This is a genomic window from Streptomyces silvae (assembly GCF_016745505.1).
GTDB classification, from domain to species: domain Bacteria; phylum Actinomycetota; class Actinomycetes; order Streptomycetales; family Streptomycetaceae; genus Streptomyces; species Streptomyces silvae.
Genome location: NZ_JAERUC010000200.1, coordinates 1 through 18,384 on the forward strand (window position 1 = coordinate 1; position 18,384 = coordinate 18,384).

Below are 18,384 nucleotides of genomic sequence, written 5' to 3' on the forward strand. Positions count from 1 at the left end.
CAGGTGCGTCCCCGCCGACCGCCACCGACCCGACCTGGATGCGCCGCGAGGGGCGGCGCACCGCGAGAGGCCGGGCCGGCAGCCCGGGGAGACCCAGTACGACCGGCTCTCCTGGACTCATGACGTCACCGGTTCCCGCCGATCGTCTCCCGTGCCGCTCGCAGGGACTCCTTGAGGGATCCCATGGTGGCGAGCACCGCGGTCGGCTCGTAGCCGCAGTGCGCCATGCAGTTGGCGCAGCGCGGATCCTTGCCCCGGCCGTACTTGTCCCAGTCGGTGTCCTCGATGAGCTCCCGGTAGGTGGGGACGTACCCGTCGCTCATCAGGTAGCAGGGCCGCTGCCAGCCGAAGAGCGAGTAGTTGGGGATCGCCCAGGCCGTGCAGGGGAAGTCGGCCTTGCCTTCCAGGAAGTCCAGGAAGAGCGGGGAGTGGTTGAGCCTCCAGCGGCTGCGGTTGCCGCCGGCGAAGGACTTCTTGAAGAGCTCGCGGGTCTGCTCGACGCCCAGGAAGTGCTCCTGGTCGGGAGCCTTCTCGTAGGCGTAGGCCGGCGAAATCATCATCTCGTCGACCTTCATCTCGTCGTTGAGGAAGTTCAGCACCTCGATGACGGTCTGCGGGGTGTCGGTGTTGAAGAAGGTGGAGTTGGTGGTGACCCGGAAGCCGCGCCGCTTGGCCTCCTTCATCGCCTCCACCGCCTCGTCGAAGACGCCTTCCTTGGCGACCGACTCGTCGTGCCGCTCGCGCAGCCCGTCGATGTGCACGGCGAAGGCGAAGTAGGGCGACGGGGTGAACTTGTCGAGCTTCTTGCGCATCAGCATGGCGTTGGTGCAGAGGAAGACGTACTTCTTCTTCGCCACCAGCTGACGCACGATCTCGTCGATCTGCGGGTGCATCAGCGGCTCACCGCCGGCGATGGAGACCATCGGGGCGCCTGATTCCAGCACCGCCCCGACCGCCTGGGCGACCGGCATGCGCTGCTTGAGCACACCGGCGGGGTGCTGGATCTTCCCACAGCCCTCGCACGCGAGATTGCAGGCGAACAGGGGCTCCAGTTCCACGATCAGCGGGAACTTCTCCCGCTTGCGGAGCTTCTGTTCGAAGAGATACGTCGCAACCTTGATGGACTGACGGAGCGGCATGGCCATCTGGGCTCACCTCCTGGGGAGCAGCAAAGATCGGTGCCATTCATGAAAAGCCGGAAGGACAGCACGGAGAACGCGGAATGCCGATATTCCACCGCGGACCGTGCCGATACGGACGAGCTCATGCTCTGGAGCGTCCACGACCACCCGTACGGCGGCAACCGGGCGCGGGCCCGTCCGTACGGCGGTGCGAAGGGTGGCGGCGGACTCCATGTCCACCGCGATGGCCCCGGTGGCCCGGAGCCCGGCCCGCTCGGGGCCCCGGACGACATGTCCGGAGCCGTTGAGCGGGCCGGTGTGGACCGTACGGCCGGGCACGGCCCTGACCAGCGCGTCGACCAGCAGGCCGGTGCCGGTGCAGGCCGTGGTGCCGCCGGAGTCCCGGGTCTCCTCGGCCACCACGAGGTCACCCGGGTGCATGCCGGGTTCCAGCCCGGCGCAGAAGCCGGAGGCGATGACCGCGGTGCCTCCGGCGCCGTCCTGCCCCAGTGCCAGCCGGACGGCGTTCTCCGCGGCCCTGGGCCCCATCCCGGACCTGATGATGCTCACCGGTCCGGGGCCCGGGACACCGCCGCTCCGCCCGGTGCGCAGGGCGAAGCGCTCGATGCCGAGGGCGCAGGCGATCAGCAGCGGAGTGGTGGGGCCTGGCGGTTCCTGGGGACCCCCCATCGCGTCAGGCCCCCTTGCCGGTGTCCGCGCCGGCGGCGGTGGCGAAGGGGTCCCCGTAGACGTACCGGCCGAGCGCGGTCAGGGGGAAGACCTGCCGGTACAGGTGGTAGTTGATGGAGAAGTCCCACGGGAAACCGGTCCCGGTGAAGTGCGGTTCGTCCCAGGAGCCGTCCGCCTGCTGGGTGTTGGCCAGCCAGGCGACACCCCGCTCCACGGACCGGGTCTCCCGCTCCCCCGCGGCCAGCAGGGCGAGGAGCGCCCACGCGGTCTGGGAGGCGGTCGATGCGCCGTGGCCGATCCACTTCTCCTCGCGGTAGGAGCGCAGGTCCTCGCCCCAGCCCCCGTCGTCGTTCTGGACGGACGTGAGCCAGTCGACGGCCCGGCGCACCGAGGGGTGTGCGGCCGGCAGCCCGGCCGCGATCAGGGCGGGCACCACGGAGCCCGTACCGTAGATGTAGTTGACGCCCCACCGGCCGAACCAGGCTCCGGTCGCCTCCTGTTCGGCGAGCAGCCACTCGATGCCCCGGCGGGTACGGGGGTCCTGCGCCCGTCCCTCGACGGCGAGCATCTCCACCACGTGTCCGGTGACGTCGGCCGACGGCGGGTCGATGACCTCACCGAAGTCGCAGAACGGCAGCCGGTTGGGGAACGGGCTGGTGTTGTCCGCGTCGAAGGCTCCCCAGGCACCGTTGCGTGACTGCATGCCGAGGTTCCAGCGGACCCCGCGCTCGATGGCCGCCTCGACCCTGGCGGGGTCGGGGTGGCTGACGCGGCGCAGCGCCAGGACGACTTCCGCGGTGTCGTCGATATCGGGGTAGTTGTCGTTGTGGAACTCGAACGCCCAGCCGCCGGGGGCCAGTTCGGGCTTGCGTACGGACCAGTCGCCGGGCCGTACGATCTCCTCGGCGAGCATCCAGTCGGCCGCCTTCACGAGCGCGGGGTGGTCGGGGCTCACCCCCGCGTCGGCGAGGGCGATGGTGGCGAGGCAGGTGTCCCAGACCGGGGACTGGCAGGCCTCCACCATGCGGGCGCCGTCCTCACGCCAGACGGTGAACCGGTCGAGGGATTCGAGTCCCGCCCGCATCACCGGGTGGTCGAGGTCGTAGCCGAGCAGGTGCAGGGCGATGACGGAGTACACGGCGGGGGGCTGGATGCCGCCCCAGCAGCCGTCGTTCTCCTGCCGTTCGATGATCCAGCGGGCGGCGGCGTTCATCGCGCTGCGCCGCAGTCTGCGCGGTGCCACCTTGTGGTAGAGGTGCAGCGCCTTGTCGAGCCGCTGGAAGACACCGTCCCAACTGACCGCGGGAGCAGGGGGTTTGGAAGGATTGGGGCACGCCGGGTCGGTGTGCAGTTCGTCCAGGGCGAAGGGGGCCGGCCGCACGGGCCGCTTCGCGGACACGATGGTGAGCGGTACGATGGTCTGACGGGCCCAGCAGCCGAAGTCGTAGATGTTGAGCGGGACCCACTTGGGGAAGAACATCAGCTCGGGCGGGAGTTCCGGCAGGTCGTCCCACTTCCACCAGCCGAAGAGCGCGAGCCAGATCCGGGTGAAGACCCGGGATTCCGCGATGCCGCCCTGTTCCCTGACCCAGCCCGCGGCCCGTCTCATGTGCGGGTCGTCCGGCCGGTCCCCGGCGAGCCGCAGCGCGACGTACGCCTCGATGGTGGCGGAGAGGTCGGGCGGCCCCTCGTAGAAGGTGTTCCAGGTGCCGTCGCCCATCTGCTCGCCCCGGATGAAGCGGGCGGCGGCCTTGAGGGTGTCCGGGTCCTGGATGCCCAGGAACTGACGGAGCAGCAGGTCCTCCGCGTCCATGGTGACGTTGGTGGCGAGGTCCCCCTTCCACCAGCCCTGCTCGTCCTGCCTGCCGAGGAGGTGCTCCACCGAGCGTTCCGCGGCTCGCCGCGCGACGGCCGAGATGTCGTCCGGGGCGATGGTTGGTTCGGTCGGATCGCTCGCGGGGACTGCGCGGAGGTTCGCGGCCCCGGTGCTTCCGTCGGTCGTCGCTGTCATGGCTTCCCCTTCGTGCAGTCTGGTCCTCTGCTGTGCTGGGGTCTCCGTCGGCGGGCGCCCCGTGGGGCGCCCGCCGGCGACTGCGAGTCATATCTGGATGGTCATCATCTCTTTCGTACGACCACGAAGTCGGCGAGCTCGGTGAGCTGCGCCCGGACTCGTTCCGGCATGTCGACGCCGTGCAGCGCCTCGATGGCTACGGTGTGCTGACGGCGGGCTTCCTGGGCGGTCCACTCGCGGCCGCCCGCCTCCTCGATGAGTGCCGCACGGGCGGCGAACTCCTCTTCGGAGAAGCTGTCGAAGTCGCTGCTCTTGGCGTCGGCGGCGAGCAGCTCGCCCAGACGCTCCGAGGCCGGTCCGCCCGCGGCGAGCGCGGCCACGACGGGCAGGGACTTCTTGCGCTGACGCAGATCGCTCCACGTCTGCTTGCCCGTGGACTCCGGGTCGCCCCAGATCCCGAGCAGGTCGTCGACCGCCTGGAAGGCGAGGCCGAGGTGGTAGCCGTACGCCTCCAAAACGTCGGCGGTACGGTCGTCGGCCCCGCCGAGCACGGCGCCGATGGAGACGGCGCAGGCGAGCAGGGCGCCCGTCTTGTTGCCCTCCATCTCCAGGCACTCCTCGACGGTGACCCGCTCGCGGTGCTCGTAGGAGATGTCCTGGGCCTGACCGTCGATCAGCTTGCGGCTGGCCGTGGTCAGCCGGCGGGCGGCCCGCCCGGCCTCGACGGTGCCGAGCTCCAGCAGAACCTCGTTGGCCAGCGCGAACAGCGCGTCGCCGACGAGGATCGCCTGGGCGGGGCCGTGCACCTTCCACACGGTGTCGCGGTGGCGGCGCTGTTCGTCGCCGTCCATCAGGTCGTCGTGCAGCAGCGAGAAGTTGTGCACGAGTTCGACAGCTACGGCTCCGGGGATCCCCGCCTCGGCGGGGGCGCCGGCCGCTTCCGCGGACAGCAGGGCCAGCGCGGGACGCACGGCCTTGCCTCCGTCGCCGTCGGCAGGCCGGCCCTGGGCATCGATCCAGCCGAAGTGATAGGCCGCGACGGTGTCCATGGGCGGCGCCAGCCGGTCCACGGCAGCTCGCAGCACCGGCGCTGACAGGGCCCTTCCACGCTCCAGAAGCGCGGTGACGTCCGTGGTGTCCACCACGGTGTCGTAAGCCGGATTCGCCGGGGTCACAGACTCTCCTCTTGTTCCGGTGGTACTGCTCATGCCGCCTCCTGCAGCGGATGTTCGTGTGGCCTGCCGAGGGCCTGGAGTGCGGCGTCCGCGGCGCTGAAGCCACTGCGGACGGCGCCCTCCATCGTGGCGGGCCAGCCCGTGGCGGTCCATGCCCCCGCCAGGAGCAGCCCTGGTGCGCGCGTCCGTGCGCCCGGCCGCAGGCGGCCCACGCCCGGCGCGGGTGCGAAGGTCGCGGTGCGTTCGCGGGTGACGAAGAAGTCGCGGATCCCGGCGCCGCGAGCCGCCGGCAGGAGCCTTTCCAGCTCGGGCAGGTAGCGCTTGCGCAGTTCGGCGACGGGCAGGTCGATCTCGTCCTGCGCCGCGGACTGGGAGACCGCGACGTACTGCCCGGCGCCCTGGAGGCCGGAGGATTCCGTGCGGTCGAAGACCCACTGCACGGGTGAGCCGATCGCGGCGAAGAACGGCCGGCGCAGCACCTTGCGGTCGTAGACGACGTGCACGTTCAGGATGGGTGAGTCGGTGAGTTCGAGCAGCCGGCCGGGGTCGTCGAGCGCGCCGTCGGGCAGCAGCCGGTGGGTCTCGCCCTGGGGCACGGCGAGGACGACGGTGTCCGCCTCGAAGCCCTCGCCGTCGGTCCCGACGGTCCAGCGGCCGTCCTCGGCGCGGGTGAGGGAGGCGGCGCGGGTCCGCACGTGGATCTCGACCCCGGCCGATTCGAGGGCCTTGCGGGCGAGGGTGTCGTGGAGGTCCCCGAGCGGTACGGCGGCCCAGCCGATGTCGGCGGCACCGGGCTCGGAGAGGAGCCCCGTCTTGAACACCTTCGCGGCCAGCGCCATGGAGGCGTGGGGGGCGGTGGCGTTGAGCGTGGCGACGCCGACGAGGTCCCAGAGCGCCTCGATGGTGCGGTCGGACTGGCCCTGGCGGCGGAGCCAGGTGGCGAAGTCGACGCCGTCGAGTGCGGGGTCGGCGGGGTCGAGACGGCCCAGCGCCAGTGCGGCGCGGGCGACCCCGGCCTTCTCCGCGAGGGAGAGGTGCGGGTAGGCGGCGAGTCCGCCGGCGAGGTGCAGCGGGACGGGCAGCCCGGTGCGGCGGAGCCGTCCGAGCCTCGGTCCCGCGGGCCGGCCGACGTCGAGGACGGGTACGTCGAGGCGGTCCTGCAGCGGTGCGAGGTGGGCGCCCTCGATCCGGTCGAGGAACCAGCGGTATCCGGTGCAGCAGCGCAGGTACACGTGCTGGCCGTTGTCGACGGACAGGTCACCGCGGCGGAAGGAGAAGGCGAGCCCGCCGAGCCGGGGGCGGCCTTCGAGCAGGGTCACGTCGAGTCCCGCGTCGGCGAGGCGCAGCGCCGAGGTGACGCCCGCGAGTCCGCCGCCGACGACCACCGCCCGGGAGGACCGGGGGTTCCGGCCGGTCATGCCTGCTCCCTTCGCCGTGTCGTCGCAGACAGGGACGCGCCGGGGCGTCCGGGGGTTGCCCGCTCCGTACGTCGGATCGGACCCGTCATCAGACCCTCCCCCTGGCCGTCCGGCGCGAGATGTACCGCGCGTCGAGGCCGGAGAGGCCGCGCACCGCAACGTACGCCTTCTCATGGCCGGGCAGCGAGACCCTGCCGCGCAGGACCGCCTCGGGATCGCGTTCGATCCGGTCCAGGAGCCGGCGGTAGATGCCGGCCATGGCCGCCACGCAGGCACCGCTACGGCGGTCCAGCATGGGCAGCAGCCGGTAGCCCTCGGCGAAGAGCGCCCGGGCGCGCCGCACCTCGAAGTGCACCAGGCCGGCGAAGTCGGATCCGGGGGGCGGGGTGGCCCGGTGGAAGCCTGCGGAGCAGCCGAACTTGGCGAGGTCGTCGGCGGGCAGGTACGTACGCCCGTTGCCCGCGTCCTCGCGGACGTCGCGCAGGATGTTGGTGAGCTGGAGCGCGAGGCCGAGGGTGTCGGCGTACTCCGCGGCCCGTTCGGCGCCGGGGGCGCCCGCCTCCGTACCGAAGACGCCGAGGCTGAGACGCCCGATGGCGCCCGCGACACACCGGCAGTACGTCTTCAGGTCGGCCCAGGTCTCGTACGTCGCGCCGCGCACGTCCATCAGGACGCCGTCGATGAGCTCGTCGAGGCCGCCGAGCGGCAGCGGGAACCGGTGCGCGGCGTCGGCCAGCGCGACCGCGACCGGGTCGGTGTCGTCCTCGTCGACGGCATTGTCCCGGATCCTGGCGAGCAGTCCCCGGGTCTCCTCCAGCCGGGTGTGCTTCGTCTCCGGATCCAGCTCGCCGTCGCCGATGTCGTCGACCCGACGGGAGAAGGCGTACAACGCCGACATGGCCTGCCGCTTCTCGTACGGCAGCAGTCGGATGCCGTACGCGAAGTTGCGGGCCTGCTGTCCGGTCACGGCCTCGCAGTAGCTGTATGCGGCCTGTACCGGTGCCGACATGTACGTCGTCTGTCCCTCCACGGTCCGGTTCACCCCTCTCTGTGCGCTCTTCGCAGGACGTGGCCCACTTCGCGCAGCAGTCCGGGCGCGGTGGGCTTGGGCGGTCCGGGCAGTACGTCGAATCCGGCGGCGGTGATCGCGCCGAGGGCGGCCCGTCCGCCGCCGACGAATCCGGCGAGCAGCAGCCTGAGCCGTCCGTGGACGCTGCCCACCAGCGGGATGCCCTCGTCCAGCAGGTCGCGGGCGCGCTCCGCCTCGAACGCGACCAGGGAGCGCACCGCCGCGCCTGCGGACGGTGCCGCCAGGTCGCTCTCACCGATGTGGAAGCGGGCCATGTCGTCGGCGGGCAGATAGATCCGGTCGCGGCCGAGGTCCTCGGCGACATCCTGGAGGTGTTCGGCGATCTGCAGGGCGGTGCAGACGGCGTCGGAGCGGCGGATGCGTTCGGGGCTCGCGGTGCCGGTGATCTGCAGGACGAGGCGGCCGACGGGGTTGGCGGAGAGTTCGCAGTAGGCGAGCAGGTCCGCGTAGGTCCCGTAGCGGCGGACCTTCTGGTCCTGCCGGTTGGCCTCGACGAGCCCGAGGAAGGGTTCGGGGGTGAGCGCGCAGCGCCGCACGGTGGGGCGCAGGGCGCGCATCAGGGGGTGGCGGGGGTCGTCGCCGGACGGCGCGAAGACGCGGTGGAGATCGGCTTCGAGGGCGTCCAGCGCGGCGAGCCGGTCGTCTTCCTGTCCGGGGTCGAGTCCGAGGCTGCGGGCGTCGGCGCCGCCGGGCGCCAGGTCGCCGTCACCGATGTCGTCGACGAGGCGGGCGAAGCCGTAGACGGCCATCAGGTCGTCGCGCCAGGCGCGGGGCAGGAAGAAGGGGGCCACGGGGAAGTTCTCGTCGGCGGCCTTGTCCAGCGTGGCGGCGGCGTCGGCGGGCGCCTGCCGGGTACGGGTCACTGCGGACCACCCGACGCGGGGACGGCGAAACCACGTCGGAGCTGGAGATTTTCCATCATTGCCGTCATATCTCCCGTTCTACACTGCCGACCCAAAACATCCCTTTTCGGACACGCCGCTCGTCCGGCCGAGTGCGGCATGCACACAACGGGCGATGCGCGGGGGCGTATCACCCCACATGGCCGCGAATCGGCACCGTCACAGCTTACGTTGTACAGCTCACAAGCCCGCGCCGGGGTGCAGCGCGCCCTCGTGCAACACACCGGCCGCCGTCAACCTTCCCCGGATCCGGGTCAATTGACGTCATCCGTCGGGAGGAGATCCACCCGGGCACCTACCGCCCCTGTGGGTCCTCACCGCCACGACGCGCACACCGCAGGGCCCCCGCCGTCCGGCGGGGGCCGCACGACACGCCGGTTACTTGCCCGTCTCCCGCTCGTAGGCCTTCAGCACCTCGTCGGTGGGGCCGTCCATCAGGAGCTCGCCCTTCTCCAGCCACAGCACCCGGTCGCAGGTGTCGCTGATGGTCTTGTTGTTGTGGCTGACCAGGAAGACGGTGCCCGCCTCCTTGCGCAGCTCGCGGATCCGCTCCTCGGAGCGCACCCGGAACTTGCGGTCACCGGTGGCCAGCGCCTCGTCGATCATGAGGACGTCGTGGTTCTTGGCGGCCGCGATGGAGAAGCGCAGCCTGGCCGCCATGCCGGAGGAGTACGTCCGCATGGGCAGCGTGATGAAGTCGCCCTTCTCGTTGATCCCGGAGAAGTCCACGATGTCCTGGTACCGCGTGCGGATCTCCTCGCGGCTCATGCCCATCGCGAGGCCGCCGAGCACGACGTTGCGCTCACCGGTCAGGTCGCTCATCAGGGCCGCGTTGACACCGAGCAGCGACGGCTGGCCGTCGGTGTACACCTTGCCGTGCTCGGTCGGCAGAAGACCGGCGATGGCCCGCAGCAGGGTGGACTTGCCGGAACCGTTGGTGCCGATGAGGCCGATGGCCTGCCCGCGGTACGCGGTGAAGGAGACGCCCCGCACCGCGTGCACCTTGCGCACACCGCGTGGCTCGCCCTTGCCGCGCCGCATGATCCGGCTCAGTGCCGCGGTGGCGCTGCCCTTGCCGCCACCCGTGCCGTTGACGCGGTACACGATGTGCACGTCGTCCGCGATCACGGTGGGGATGTGTCCCTGGGACGATTCCTCAGCCACGGCCGTACCGTTCCTCTGCCTTCCAGAAGTACACGAAGCCCACGACGCCCACCACGAGCGCCCAGGCGAGCCCGACCGCCCAGACGTGCTGCGGCAGGTTCTCCGAGCCGTAGCCGTCGATCAGGGCGAAGCGGACCAGGTCCATGTAGATGGCCGCCGGGTTGTACTGCAGCACGTCGGCGATCCACTGCGGCTTGTCCGCCAGCATCACGGGGATGGAGAACATCACGCCCGAGCCGTACATCCACGTACGCATGATGAACGGCATCAGCTGCGCGAGGTCGGGGGTCTTGCTGCCCAGCCGGGCCATGACGAGCGCCAGGCCGGTGTTGAAGAGGAACTGCATGGCCAGCGCCGGGATGATGAGCAGCCAGGACAGCGACGGGTAGCTGCCGAAGCCCACCGCCACGGCCAGCAGCACGATCATGGAGTAGAGCAGCTGCTGGAGCTGCTGCAGCGAGAACGAGACGGGCAGCGAGGCCCGGGGGAAGTGCAGCGCCCTGACCAGGCCGATGTTGCCGGAGATGGAGCGCACCCCGGCCATCACCGAGCTCTGGGTGAAGGTGAAGACGAAGACCCCGGTCACCAGGAACGGGATGAAGACCTCCTGGCTCATCCCCCGGCTGGTGCCCAGGATCAGGCCGAAGATCAGGAAGTAGACCAGGGCGTTCAGCAGCGGGGTGGCCACCTGCCACAGCTGGCCGAGCTTGGCCTGGCTGTACTGCGCGGTCAGCTTCGCCCTCGAGAACGCGAGGATGAAATGCCGACGGCCCCAGAGCTGACGGATGTACGCGAACAGCCCTGGCCGGGCGCCGCTGACCGTCAAGCCGTACTTGGCGGCCAGCTGGGACGCGCTCAGTCCCTCGTCGGCGGACGGCGGGCTGCTCAGCGCAATCCCGCCGTCGTGGGTCGTGTCACTCACAGTTAAGAACTCTCGTCTTCACGATGCGCAGCAGGTCGCGGGCGCGGCCAGGGCGGACAGGTTCCCCGTACGGAATGAATACGGCTCATGGTCTCAGAGGAGAGCCTCTCAGATCACCGGCGGGCGGCCCAGTCTGGTCAGCCGCCATACCGTACGCCACCTCATCGGGCGCCGGGGTCCGCAGGGCTTGGTCCAGCCTTCCCGGAAACCCCCGAACCATGCTTTGAGGGCGGGCAGGGAGGGCCGGCGGACCAGCGTGAGGAGCAGCCAGACCCCGACGTAGAGGGGAACCAGCGGCGCGGGCAGGTTCCGGCGGGCGAGCCAGACGCGGTTGCGTGCCACCATGCGGTGGTAGACCGCGTGCCGTGACGGGGCGGTGGTGGGGTGGTTGAGCACCATGTCCGCGCGGTACTCGATCATCCAGCCGGCGTCGAGGGCCCGCCAGGCGAGGTCGGTCTCCTCGTGCGCGTAGAAGAACTCGCCGGGGAGCGGGCCGGCCTCGGCGATCACCTGGCTGCGCACGGCGTTCGCACCGCCGAGGAAGGTCGTGACGCGGGAGGAGCGCATCGGGTCGGAGGCGCGCAGCCGCGGCACGTGCCGGCGCTGGGTGACACCGGTCTCCGGGTCCGCGATGCGGAAGGTGATGATGCCGAGCTTCGGGTCCGCCTCGAACGCCTGCCGGCAGAGCTCGGCGGTGTCGGTGTTGGGCAGGTGCCCGTCGTCGTCGAGGAAGAGCAGGGCGTCCACATCGGCTCCGGACGGGCCGAACGCCTCGATCCCGACGTTGCGGCCGCCCGGGATCCCCAGATTCTCGGGCAGCTCGACGGTCCGTACGCCCGGGGGGACGTCGGGGACCGGGGCGCCGTTGCCGACGACGACCACCTCGATACGGTCGCCGTCCTGCTTGGCGACCGAGTCGAGGAGGGCGCGCAGTTCGTCGGGCCGGTTGCCCATGGTGATGATGACCGCGCCGAGTTTCATGGGAGAGCTCACTTCAGCCTGCTGGACGCCAGGATCGACACCAGGTGCAGGACGGTCTGGAGAAGGGCGATGCCGGCCATGACCGCGACCGCGAGGCGGCTGAAGAAGAGGTCGTCCCTGACCGTGTCGAGGACGGCCACGACCAGGATGACCAGCGACGCCTCGATGCCGAGGATCAGCCGGTGGAACTTGAGCGCGCCGGCGGCCCGGCGGGCGAACGCCATGCCGGAGGAGCGCGGCTCGGACGCGGCCTCCTTGACGGGCGGCAGCCCGCCCTGGTGGCGGGCGACCCCGACGAGGTCGGTCTCGGACTTGATCAGGATGGCGCCGAGCGCGGCGAGCGTGCCCAGGAAGGCCCACAGCCAGTCGATGCGGCCCGTGCCCCAGAGGTCGGCGGCGCGCAGGCCGAAGCCGACCAGCACCGCGGCGTCGCACAGATAGGCGGCCACCCGGTCCAGATAGACGCCGGCCAGGGAGTACTGCTTCTTCCAGCGGGCCACTTCGCCGTCGACGCAGTCGAACAGCAGGTAGAGCTGGACGGCGAGCACGCCGAGCAGGGCGCCCGGGATGCCCGGGACCAGCAGGGCGGGTGCCGCGAGCACACCGGCGACGGTCATCACGTAGGTCAGCTGGTTCGGCGTGATCTTCGTGGTGACCAGGCGCCGGGTGATGCGCAGGGAGATCTCGCGCATGTAGAGACGGCCCGCCCAGTGCTCGCCACTGCGCCGGTCCTTCACGCCCGGGGGGTGCACGACCGGACGGAGTTCAGCTATGGATGGCTTTTGCATAGTCGGCGTACGCGTCCCTGATCTGGTCGGTGGACAGGTTGAGGTGTTCCAGGATCGTGAAGCGTCCCGGGCGCGTCTGCGGGGCGTAGTCGACGGCCCGTACGAATTCCTCGGCGGTGAAGCCGATCTCGTCGGGCAGCACCGGGAGCCCGTGGCGCCGCAGGACGGACGCCATGTGCAGCGCGTCCTCGTGGGCGCCCCGCAGGTGCATGGCGAAGCAGGCGCCGAGGCCGACCTGCTCGCCGTGGCTGGCCGCACGCTTCGGGTACAGCAGGTCGAAGGCGTGGTTGATCTCGTGGCAGGCGCCCGAGGCGGGCCGCGAGTCACCGGCGATCGACATCGAGATGCCGGTCAGGACGAGCCCTTCGGCGAGCACCTTGAGGAAGGCGTCGCCGCCGATCCCGCCGGGGTGGCGCAGCACGGCCTCGCCGGCCTGCCGGGCCATGGCGGCCGCGAGCCCGTCGATGTCCTCGCCCTGGACCTCGTGGGCGAGCTCCCAGTCGGCGACGCACGAGATGTTGGAGACGGCGTCGCCGATGCCCGAGCGCACGTAGCGTGCGGGGGCCTCACGGATGACGTCGAGGTCGATGACCACGGCGATCGGGGTCGGGACGCCGTAGGAGCCCCGCCCGTTGTCGTTGTCCAGGGTCGCGACCGGGGAGCAGAGCCCGTCGTGGGAGAGGTTCGTCGCGACGGCGACCATGGGCATGCCCACGCGCGCCGCGGCGTACTTCGCCACGTCGATGATCTTGCCGCCGCCGAGGCCGACGACGGCGTCGTAGCGGTTGCCCTTGATGCCGTCGGCGAGCCGCACCGCGGAGTCGATCGTGCCGTCGGCGACCGGGTACCAGTCGGCGCCCGGGAGCACCGGGGCGAGCCGCTCGCGCAGGGCGCGGCCGGAGCCTCCGCTGATCGCGATGGCGAGCTTGCCCGAGGCGGAGATCCGCTGGTCGGCGAGGAGACCGGCCAGATCGTCCATCGCGCCGCGCCGGATGTCGACGACGACGGGGGACGGGATGAGGCGGGTCAGTACAGGCACGCGATCTCCCTGCCCCTGGCGAGGTCGTCGTGGTTGTCGATCTCCACCCACGTCACCTCGCCGATGGGCGCGACGTCGACGGTGAAGCCGCGGTTCACGAGCTCCTGGTAGCCGTCCTCGTAGTAGAGGTCGGGGTCGCGCTCGAAGGTCGTCCGCAGCGCGTCGGCGAGCTCCTCGGCGGCCTCGGGCTCGATGAGGGTGACGCCGATGTACTCGCCGGTCGCGGTGGCCGGGTCCATCAGCTTGGTGATCCGCCGGACGCCCTTGCCGTCCTCGGTGATGACCTTCATCTCCTCGTCGGCGAGGTTCTTCACCGTGTCGAGGGCGAGGATGATCTTCTGGCCCTTGCCGCGCGCGTCCAGGAGGGTCTTCTCGACGGAGACCGGGTGCACGGTGTCGCCGTTGGCGAGGATGACGCCCTTCTTCAGGACCTCACGGGCGCACCAGAGGGAGTAGGCGTTGTTCCACTCCTCGGCCTTGTCGTTGTCGATGAGCGTCAGCGTCACGCCGTACGTGGCCTCGAACTCGGCCTTGCGGGCGTAGACCGCCTCCTTGCGGTAGCCGACGACGACGGCGACCTCGGTGAGCCCGACCTCGGCGAAGTTGGCCAGCGTGAGGTCCAGGACCGTCTTCTCGCCGTCCACCGGCACCAGGGCCTTGGGCAGCGTGTCCGTGTAGGGACGCAGACGGCGTCCGGCACCGGCAGCCAGTACGAGGCCGATCATGCGAGTTCTCCTTCGTCGTGTACGGCGGGGGCCGAGGAGGACACCCAGAAGCGGATGGACTCCACGAGCACCACCAGAGCCACGGCGGCCGCGAGCGCGGTGAGAGCCGTGGTGAAACCTGAACCGTGGATCAGTACGGCGGCGAGTACGGCCACGACCAGGGTCCGGCCCTCGTGTCCGCCGATGGTGCGCACCAGCCACTGGGGCGGCGATCCGGTGCCGCCCCGGATGCGGTACACCGTGTCGTAGTGATGGTAGGCGACGGCCGAAACCAGGCCGAATGCCGCGGGAACGGCGTGCGGCACGTCACTGCGGGCGGCCAGCACCAGGACCGTGCAGTACTCGGCGGCCCGGAAGACCGGCGGGACCAGCCAGTCGAGGGCGCCCTTGAGCGGACGTGAGACGGCGAGCCCGGAGAGGACCGCGTACACCACGGCGGCGCCCACGGTCAGCCAGCCGCCGTACGGGGTGAACAGCGCCGCGGCGACCATGACCACGGCTCCGGCGAACGCCAGGAGCGGGGCCGTGAAGCCGCCGCCCGGGCGCCGGAGCACGGCCGCGACGGCCTGGGCGAGCGGCCCGGAGTCGGCCAGGTCTGCCAGGGCCCGGGCGGCGCGGTCGGTGCGCTTCGCCTTGCGGGTCAGCGAGCGGAGCAGCCGGCCGGCCGTGGTGTAGCAGGCGGCCAGGGCGCAGCCGATGAGCAGGGCGTAGAAGACGATCCGGGGTGTGGTCACGGCGGTGAGCACCGCGATCATGGCCCAGCGTTCACCGATGGGCAGCACTATCATCCGGCGCAGCCAGACCGTCCAGCCGACGCTGTCGAGCTTGTCGGAGAGTGCGGCGGTGGGGCTGGTGTTGGAGACCGCGTCGTGGTTGGCCTCGTTGAACGAGAAGTCCACGACATGGCGGCAGGCCTGGAGCACCATCGCACCGAGCGCGAGCACCCAGACGTCGTCGCCGCCCCGGGCCGCCCCGAGGGCGAGGCCCGCGTAGTAGGCGTACTCCTTGGCCCGGTCGAAGGTGGCGTCCAGCCAGGCGCCCATCGTCGAGTACTGGAGCGAGTAGCGGGCGAGCTGCCCGTCGGTGCAGTCCAGGACGAAGGAGAAGAGGAGCAGCACGCCGGCCGCGATGTAGCCGCCCCGGGTGCCGGTCGCCGCGCTGCCGGCCGCGATGAGCGCGGTGATCAGCGAGGCCGTGGTGACCTGGTTCGGGGTGAGGCCCCGGCGGGCGCACCAGCGGGCGATGTAGCGGGAGTACGGGCTGATGAAGAACGTGGTGAAGAAGCCGTCGTGGGCCTTGACCGCGCTGCGCAGCCGTACGGCCTCGTCGTCGACGGCGGACACGGCGGTCTCGGCGGCGCTCCGCTCCTCGGGCCCGGTGGGCACCGTGGCCGTGAGCGAACCGAGCTCGGGGCGCTGTACGGCGGTGCCCTCCACGTCCAGGGCCACGGCCAGCCGGCCGGGCACGGTGCGCTCCTCGGTGACGGGTGCGGCGCCGGGGGGTGCGACGGGGCTCCCGGCACCGACGGCGGCCACGGCCCGCTGGAGGGCGCGCAGCAGCGCGGGGCGGGCCTCGGGCTGCGCGGTGAGCGCCCCGGGGATCGTCGCGGCGGCGAAGCGGGGGTCGGTGAGTCCGAGCCTGAGCGCGTGGACGTGGCCGACGAAACGGGGGTCCACGAGCGCGACGCGCCTGCTCGCGGGGACTGCGGCGAGCAGCTCGGCGGCCTCGGAGGCGTCAGCTGCGGCAGTGACTTCGAAGCCGAGCGACCGCAGATCGTCCTCGAGCGACGATCCGGGTACCGGCGCACCGGTGAGGATGGCGGTCGACAGACGAACTCACTCCTTGGGGCGCTGACGGGAACGGCGCGCGAACATGCGGCCCGGAGGTGGGCCGGCGGCACGTCGGCTGAGGCTATCGGATGAACGGAAGGCCGAGTTCACCGCCCGTTTGTGCTCCGTTCGGGCGAATCGGCCATCATGCGGCGCCGTTCGCGATCATCATCGTCGATCAACGCCTCGACCCACAAACCGCGTCCGGACAGCGCATAGGCTGAGGGGCATGACGTGGTTGATCACAGGCGGAGCCGGTTACATCGGGGCACATGTGGCGAAGGCCATGACGGGGGCCGGGGAGAAGGTCGTCGTCCTCGACGACATCTCGTCGGGCATCGAGGCGCGGCTGCCCGCCGACGTCACGCTGGTGCGGGGCTCGGCCTCGGACCGTGAGGTGCTCGACCGGGTTCTGGCGGAGCACGCCGTCACGGGTGTGGTGCACCTCGCGGCGAAGAAGCAGGTCGGCGAGTCCGTCGAGAAGCCGCTGCTGTACTACCGGGAGAACGTGACCGGGCTCGGCGTGCTGCTCGAGGCCGTCGTCGCCGCCGGTGTGCGGCGCTTCCTCTTCTCCTCGTCCGCGGCGGTGTACGGCGTCCCGGACGTGGACCTGATCACGGAGGAGACGCCCTGCGCGCCGATCAACCCGTACGGGGAGACCAAGCTCGCCGGGGAGTGGCTGGTGCGCGCGACGGGTCGGGCCCACGGCATCTCGACGGCCTGCCTGCGGTACTTCAACGTGGCCGGGGCCGCCGAGCCCGAGCTGGCCGACACGGGCGTCTTCAACGTCGTACCGATGTTCTTCGACCGGCTGACGCGGGGCGAGACCCCGCGGATCTTCGGTGACGACTACCCGACGCCGGACGGCACCTGTGTACGCGACTACATCCATGTCGCCGACCTGGCGGACGCGCATCTCGCCGTCGCCGCGCACCTCGACAGGGGCACGGACGGCGGGGACCTCACCGTGAACATCGGCCGGGGCGAGGGAGTGTCGGTGCGCCGGCTCGCCGAGCTGGTGGGCGAGGTCACCGGGCTGCCCGCGGAGCCCGTGGTCGAGCCGCGGAGGCCCGGGGACGCGGCCCGCGCGGTCGCCTCGGCCGCCCGGATGACCGAGGAGCTGGGCTGGACGGCACGCCGCGGCATGCGCGAGATGGTGGAGTCGGCCTGGGAGGGCTGGTGCCTGCACCACCCGGAGGCCCGCACCGCGCGGTGAGCCACCGCGCTCCGGCGACGCGCACGCCGGTGGCGCCCACACCGGTGACGCTCACCCCCGCAAGGCTCTGACCTGCGAACGTTTCCGCAGGTCAGAGCACATGACAACGGTGTTCAGTGCCGTGTTGCCCCTTACCCCTCCCCCGTAGTTCACTGGCCGCATCGGGCGAGGTGCGCCCGTGCTGTCCGAGGGACACGACGGGACACGACGGGTTGCGGAGGCGTTCGCATGGGGGCTGGCCACGATCACGGGCATACGCACGGAGGGCCGCCCCCGACGGGCACGGCCGCCGCCGCGTACCGGGGCAGGCTCCGGGTCGCCCTGGGCATCACGCTCGGCGTCATGGTCATGGAGATCGTGGGCGGGCTGCTCGCCGACTCGCTCGCCCTGATCGCCGACGCGGCCCACATGGCCACCGACGCCCTGGGGCTCGGCATGGCCCTGCTGGCCATCCACTTCGCCAACCGGCCGGCGGGCCCCAACCGCACCTTCGGCTTCGCCCGTGCGGAGATCCTCGCGGCGCTGGCCAACTGCCTGCTGCTCCTCGGCGTCGGCGGCTATCTGGTCTTCGAGGCCGTCGAGCGCTTCATCACCCCGGCCCAGACCAGGGGCGGACTGGCCATCGCCTTCGCGGCGGTCGGTCTGGTCGCCAACGTCGTCTCGCTGTCCCTGCTGATGCGCGGGCAGCGCGACAGCCTCAATGTGCGGGGCGCCTATCTCGAGGTCGTCGCGGACACGCTCGGCTCGGTGACGGTGCTCGGGTCGGCGGGCATCATCATGGCGACGGGCTGGCAGGCGGCCGACCCCATCGCCTCGCTGCTCATCGGCCTCATGATCGTCCCCCGTACGGTGAAGCTCCTGCGGGAGACGCTCGACGTACTGCTGGAGTCGGCGCCCAAGGGGGTCGACATGGACGAGGTGCGCGCCCACATCACGGCGCTCCCGGGCGTGCTGGACGTGCACGACCTGCACGCCTGGACGATCACCTCGGGCATGCCCGTGCTCTCCGCCCATGTGGTCGTGCACCAGGAGATGCTGGACTCCATCGGCCACGAGAAGCTCCTGCACGAACTCCAGGGCTGCCTCGGCCACCACTTCGACGTGGAGCACTGCACCTTCCAGCTGGAGCCCAGCGGGCACGCGGAGCACGAGGCGCGGCTCTGCCACTGAGCCGCCCGCGCGCCGTCGCCCGGTGCTAGGGTCTGCGGCGAGTCTCCGAGCCCGGAGCCCGTGGGGAGAGAAGGAGCTGAGGTTGATGACGGTCGTCACGACGGCTGCCCGGTGCAGCGTCCGGTCCTTCCTCGTCTCCCGGG

At 71.2% G+C, this 18,384-nt stretch carries 16 protein-coding genes; 2 read left to right on the forward strand and 14 right to left on the reverse strand.

Going from position 1 to position 18,384, the window contains the following annotated elements; translation table 11 throughout:
* Positions 1–125 precede the first annotated feature (125 nt).
* The 14 genes from hpnH to JKV81_RS33325 form a co-directional block, all read right to left on the reverse strand.
* Complete coding sequence (hpnH, locus tag JKV81_RS33260) at positions 126–1,145, reverse strand: adenosyl-hopene transferase HpnH (protein ID WP_099177424.1); 1,020 nt, start codon at positions 1,143–1,145, stop codon at positions 126–128.
* A 6-nt stretch (positions 1,146–1,151) separates the two neighbouring features.
* Positions 1,152–1,811 carry a phosphorylase family protein gene (locus JKV81_RS33265; protein ID WP_099177425.1) on the reverse strand — a complete coding sequence of 220 codons (660 nt, stop codon included), beginning with the start codon at positions 1,809–1,811 and terminating at the stop codon, positions 1,152–1,154.
* Between the two features lie 4 nt (positions 1,812–1,815).
* The gene (gene shc, locus JKV81_RS33270; RefSeq protein WP_129266718.1) at positions 1,816–3,822 is read right to left on the reverse strand and encodes a squalene--hopene cyclase; all 2,007 of its coding nucleotides are present in this window, start codon (positions 3,820–3,822) and stop codon (positions 1,816–1,818) included.
* 104 nt (positions 3,823–3,926) lie between these two features.
* On the reverse strand, positions 3,927–5,030 hold the full coding sequence (locus JKV81_RS33275) for a polyprenyl synthetase family protein (RefSeq protein WP_187281729.1): 1,104 nt from the start codon (positions 5,028–5,030) through the stop codon (positions 3,927–3,929).
* A complete protein-coding gene (gene hpnE / locus JKV81_RS33280) occupies positions 5,027–6,415 on the reverse strand; it encodes a hydroxysqualene dehydroxylase HpnE (RefSeq protein WP_129266719.1) in 1,389 nt (462 codons plus the stop codon). The genes JKV81_RS33275 and hpnE overlap by 4 nt, the downstream gene beginning before the upstream one ends.
* A gap of 88 nt (positions 6,416–6,503) precedes the next feature.
* Positions 6,504–7,424 (reverse strand): presqualene diphosphate synthase HpnD, encoded by a 921-nt coding sequence (gene hpnD / locus JKV81_RS33285; protein ID WP_202079373.1) that lies wholly within the window; start codon positions 7,422–7,424, stop codon positions 6,504–6,506.
* 29 nt (positions 7,425–7,453) lie between these two features.
* On the reverse strand, positions 7,454–8,368 hold the full coding sequence (hpnC, locus tag JKV81_RS33290; RefSeq protein WP_202079375.1) for a squalene synthase HpnC: 915 nt from the start codon (positions 8,366–8,368) through the stop codon (positions 7,454–7,456).
* Positions 8,369–8,785: 417 nt separating this feature from the next.
* The gene (locus JKV81_RS33295) at positions 8,786–9,571 is read right to left on the reverse strand and encodes an ABC transporter ATP-binding protein (protein WP_129266722.1); all 786 of its coding nucleotides are present in this window, start codon (positions 9,569–9,571) and stop codon (positions 8,786–8,788) included.
* Positions 9,564–10,493, reverse strand: a complete 930-nt coding sequence (locus JKV81_RS33300; RefSeq protein WP_129266723.1) for an ABC transporter permease — start codon at positions 10,491–10,493, stop codon at positions 9,564–9,566. Before JKV81_RS33300 ends, JKV81_RS33295 begins: the two co-directional genes overlap by 8 nt.
* Positions 10,494–10,601: 108 nt before the next feature.
* Positions 10,602–11,474, reverse strand: a complete 873-nt coding sequence (locus JKV81_RS33305; protein ID WP_187281731.1) for a glycosyltransferase family 2 protein — start codon at positions 11,472–11,474, stop codon at positions 10,602–10,604.
* An 8-nt stretch (positions 11,475–11,482) separates the two neighbouring features.
* Positions 11,483–12,262: a CDP-alcohol phosphatidyltransferase family protein gene (locus JKV81_RS33310; RefSeq protein WP_124275913.1), complete on the reverse strand. Its 780-nt coding sequence runs from the start codon at positions 12,260–12,262 to the stop codon at positions 11,483–11,485.
* Positions 12,240–13,301 carry an iron-containing alcohol dehydrogenase family protein gene (locus JKV81_RS33315; RefSeq protein ID WP_124275912.1) on the reverse strand — a complete coding sequence of 354 codons (1,062 nt, stop codon included), beginning with the start codon at positions 13,299–13,301 and terminating at the stop codon, positions 12,240–12,242. The genes JKV81_RS33310 and JKV81_RS33315 overlap by 23 nt, the downstream gene beginning before the upstream one ends.
* On the reverse strand, positions 13,289–14,026 hold the full coding sequence (locus JKV81_RS33320; protein WP_099177435.1) for a phosphocholine cytidylyltransferase family protein: 738 nt from the start codon (positions 14,024–14,026) through the stop codon (positions 13,289–13,291). Before JKV81_RS33320 ends, JKV81_RS33315 begins: the two co-directional genes overlap by 13 nt.
* Positions 14,023–15,798 carry a DUF5941 domain-containing protein gene (locus JKV81_RS33325; protein ID WP_202079416.1) on the reverse strand — a complete coding sequence of 592 codons (1,776 nt, stop codon included), beginning with the start codon at positions 15,796–15,798 and terminating at the stop codon, positions 14,023–14,025. Before JKV81_RS33325 ends, JKV81_RS33320 begins: the two co-directional genes overlap by 4 nt.
* 286 nt (positions 15,799–16,084) lie before the next feature.
* Between JKV81_RS33325 and galE the strand changes: the two genes are divergently transcribed.
* Together galE and JKV81_RS33335 are read left to right on the forward strand one after the other, a co-directional pair.
* Positions 16,085–17,071: a UDP-glucose 4-epimerase GalE gene (gene galE, locus JKV81_RS33330; protein WP_129266725.1), complete on the forward strand. Its 987-nt coding sequence runs from the start codon at positions 16,085–16,087 to the stop codon at positions 17,069–17,071.
* A gap of 228 nt (positions 17,072–17,299) precedes the next feature.
* Positions 17,300–18,241, forward strand: a complete 942-nt coding sequence (locus JKV81_RS33335; RefSeq protein ID WP_202079377.1) for a cation diffusion facilitator family transporter — start codon at positions 17,300–17,302, stop codon at positions 18,239–18,241.
* Positions 18,242–18,384 lie beyond the last annotated feature (143 nt).

Coding starts and splice junctions, on each gene's coding strand:
- JKV81_RS33265 (WP_099177425.1), bottom strand. CDS start 1,811: ATGGGGGGTCCCCAGGAACCGCCAGGCCCCACCACTCCGCTGCTGATC.
- JKV81_RS33310 (WP_124275913.1), bottom strand. CDS start 12,262: ATGCAAAAGCCATCCATAGCTGAACTCCGTCCGGTCGTGCACCCCCCG.
- shc (WP_129266718.1), bottom strand. CDS start 3,822: ATGACAGCGACGACCGACGGAAGCACCGGGGCCGCGAACCTCCGCGCA.
- hpnE (WP_129266719.1), bottom strand. CDS start 6,415: ATGACCGGCCGGAACCCCCGGTCCTCCCGGGCGGTGGTCGTCGGCGGC.
- hpnH (WP_099177424.1), bottom strand. CDS start 1,145: ATGGCCATGCCGCTCCGTCAGTCCATCAAGGTTGCGACGTATCTCTTC.
- galE (WP_129266725.1), top strand. CDS start 16,085: ATGACGTGGTTGATCACAGGCGGAGCCGGTTACATCGGGGCACATGTG.
- JKV81_RS33335 (WP_202079377.1), top strand. CDS start 17,300: ATGGGGGCTGGCCACGATCACGGGCATACGCACGGAGGGCCGCCCCCG.
- JKV81_RS33305 (WP_187281731.1), bottom strand. CDS start 11,474: ATGAAACTCGGCGCGGTCATCATCACCATGGGCAACCGGCCCGACGAA.
- hpnD (WP_202079373.1), bottom strand. CDS start 7,424: ATGTCGGCACCGGTACAGGCCGCATACAGCTACTGCGAGGCCGTGACC.
- JKV81_RS33275 (WP_187281729.1), bottom strand. CDS start 5,030: ATGAGCAGTACCACCGGAACAAGAGGAGAGTCTGTGACCCCGGCGAAT.
- JKV81_RS33320 (WP_099177435.1), bottom strand. CDS start 14,026: ATGATCGGCCTCGTACTGGCTGCCGGTGCCGGACGCCGTCTGCGTCCC.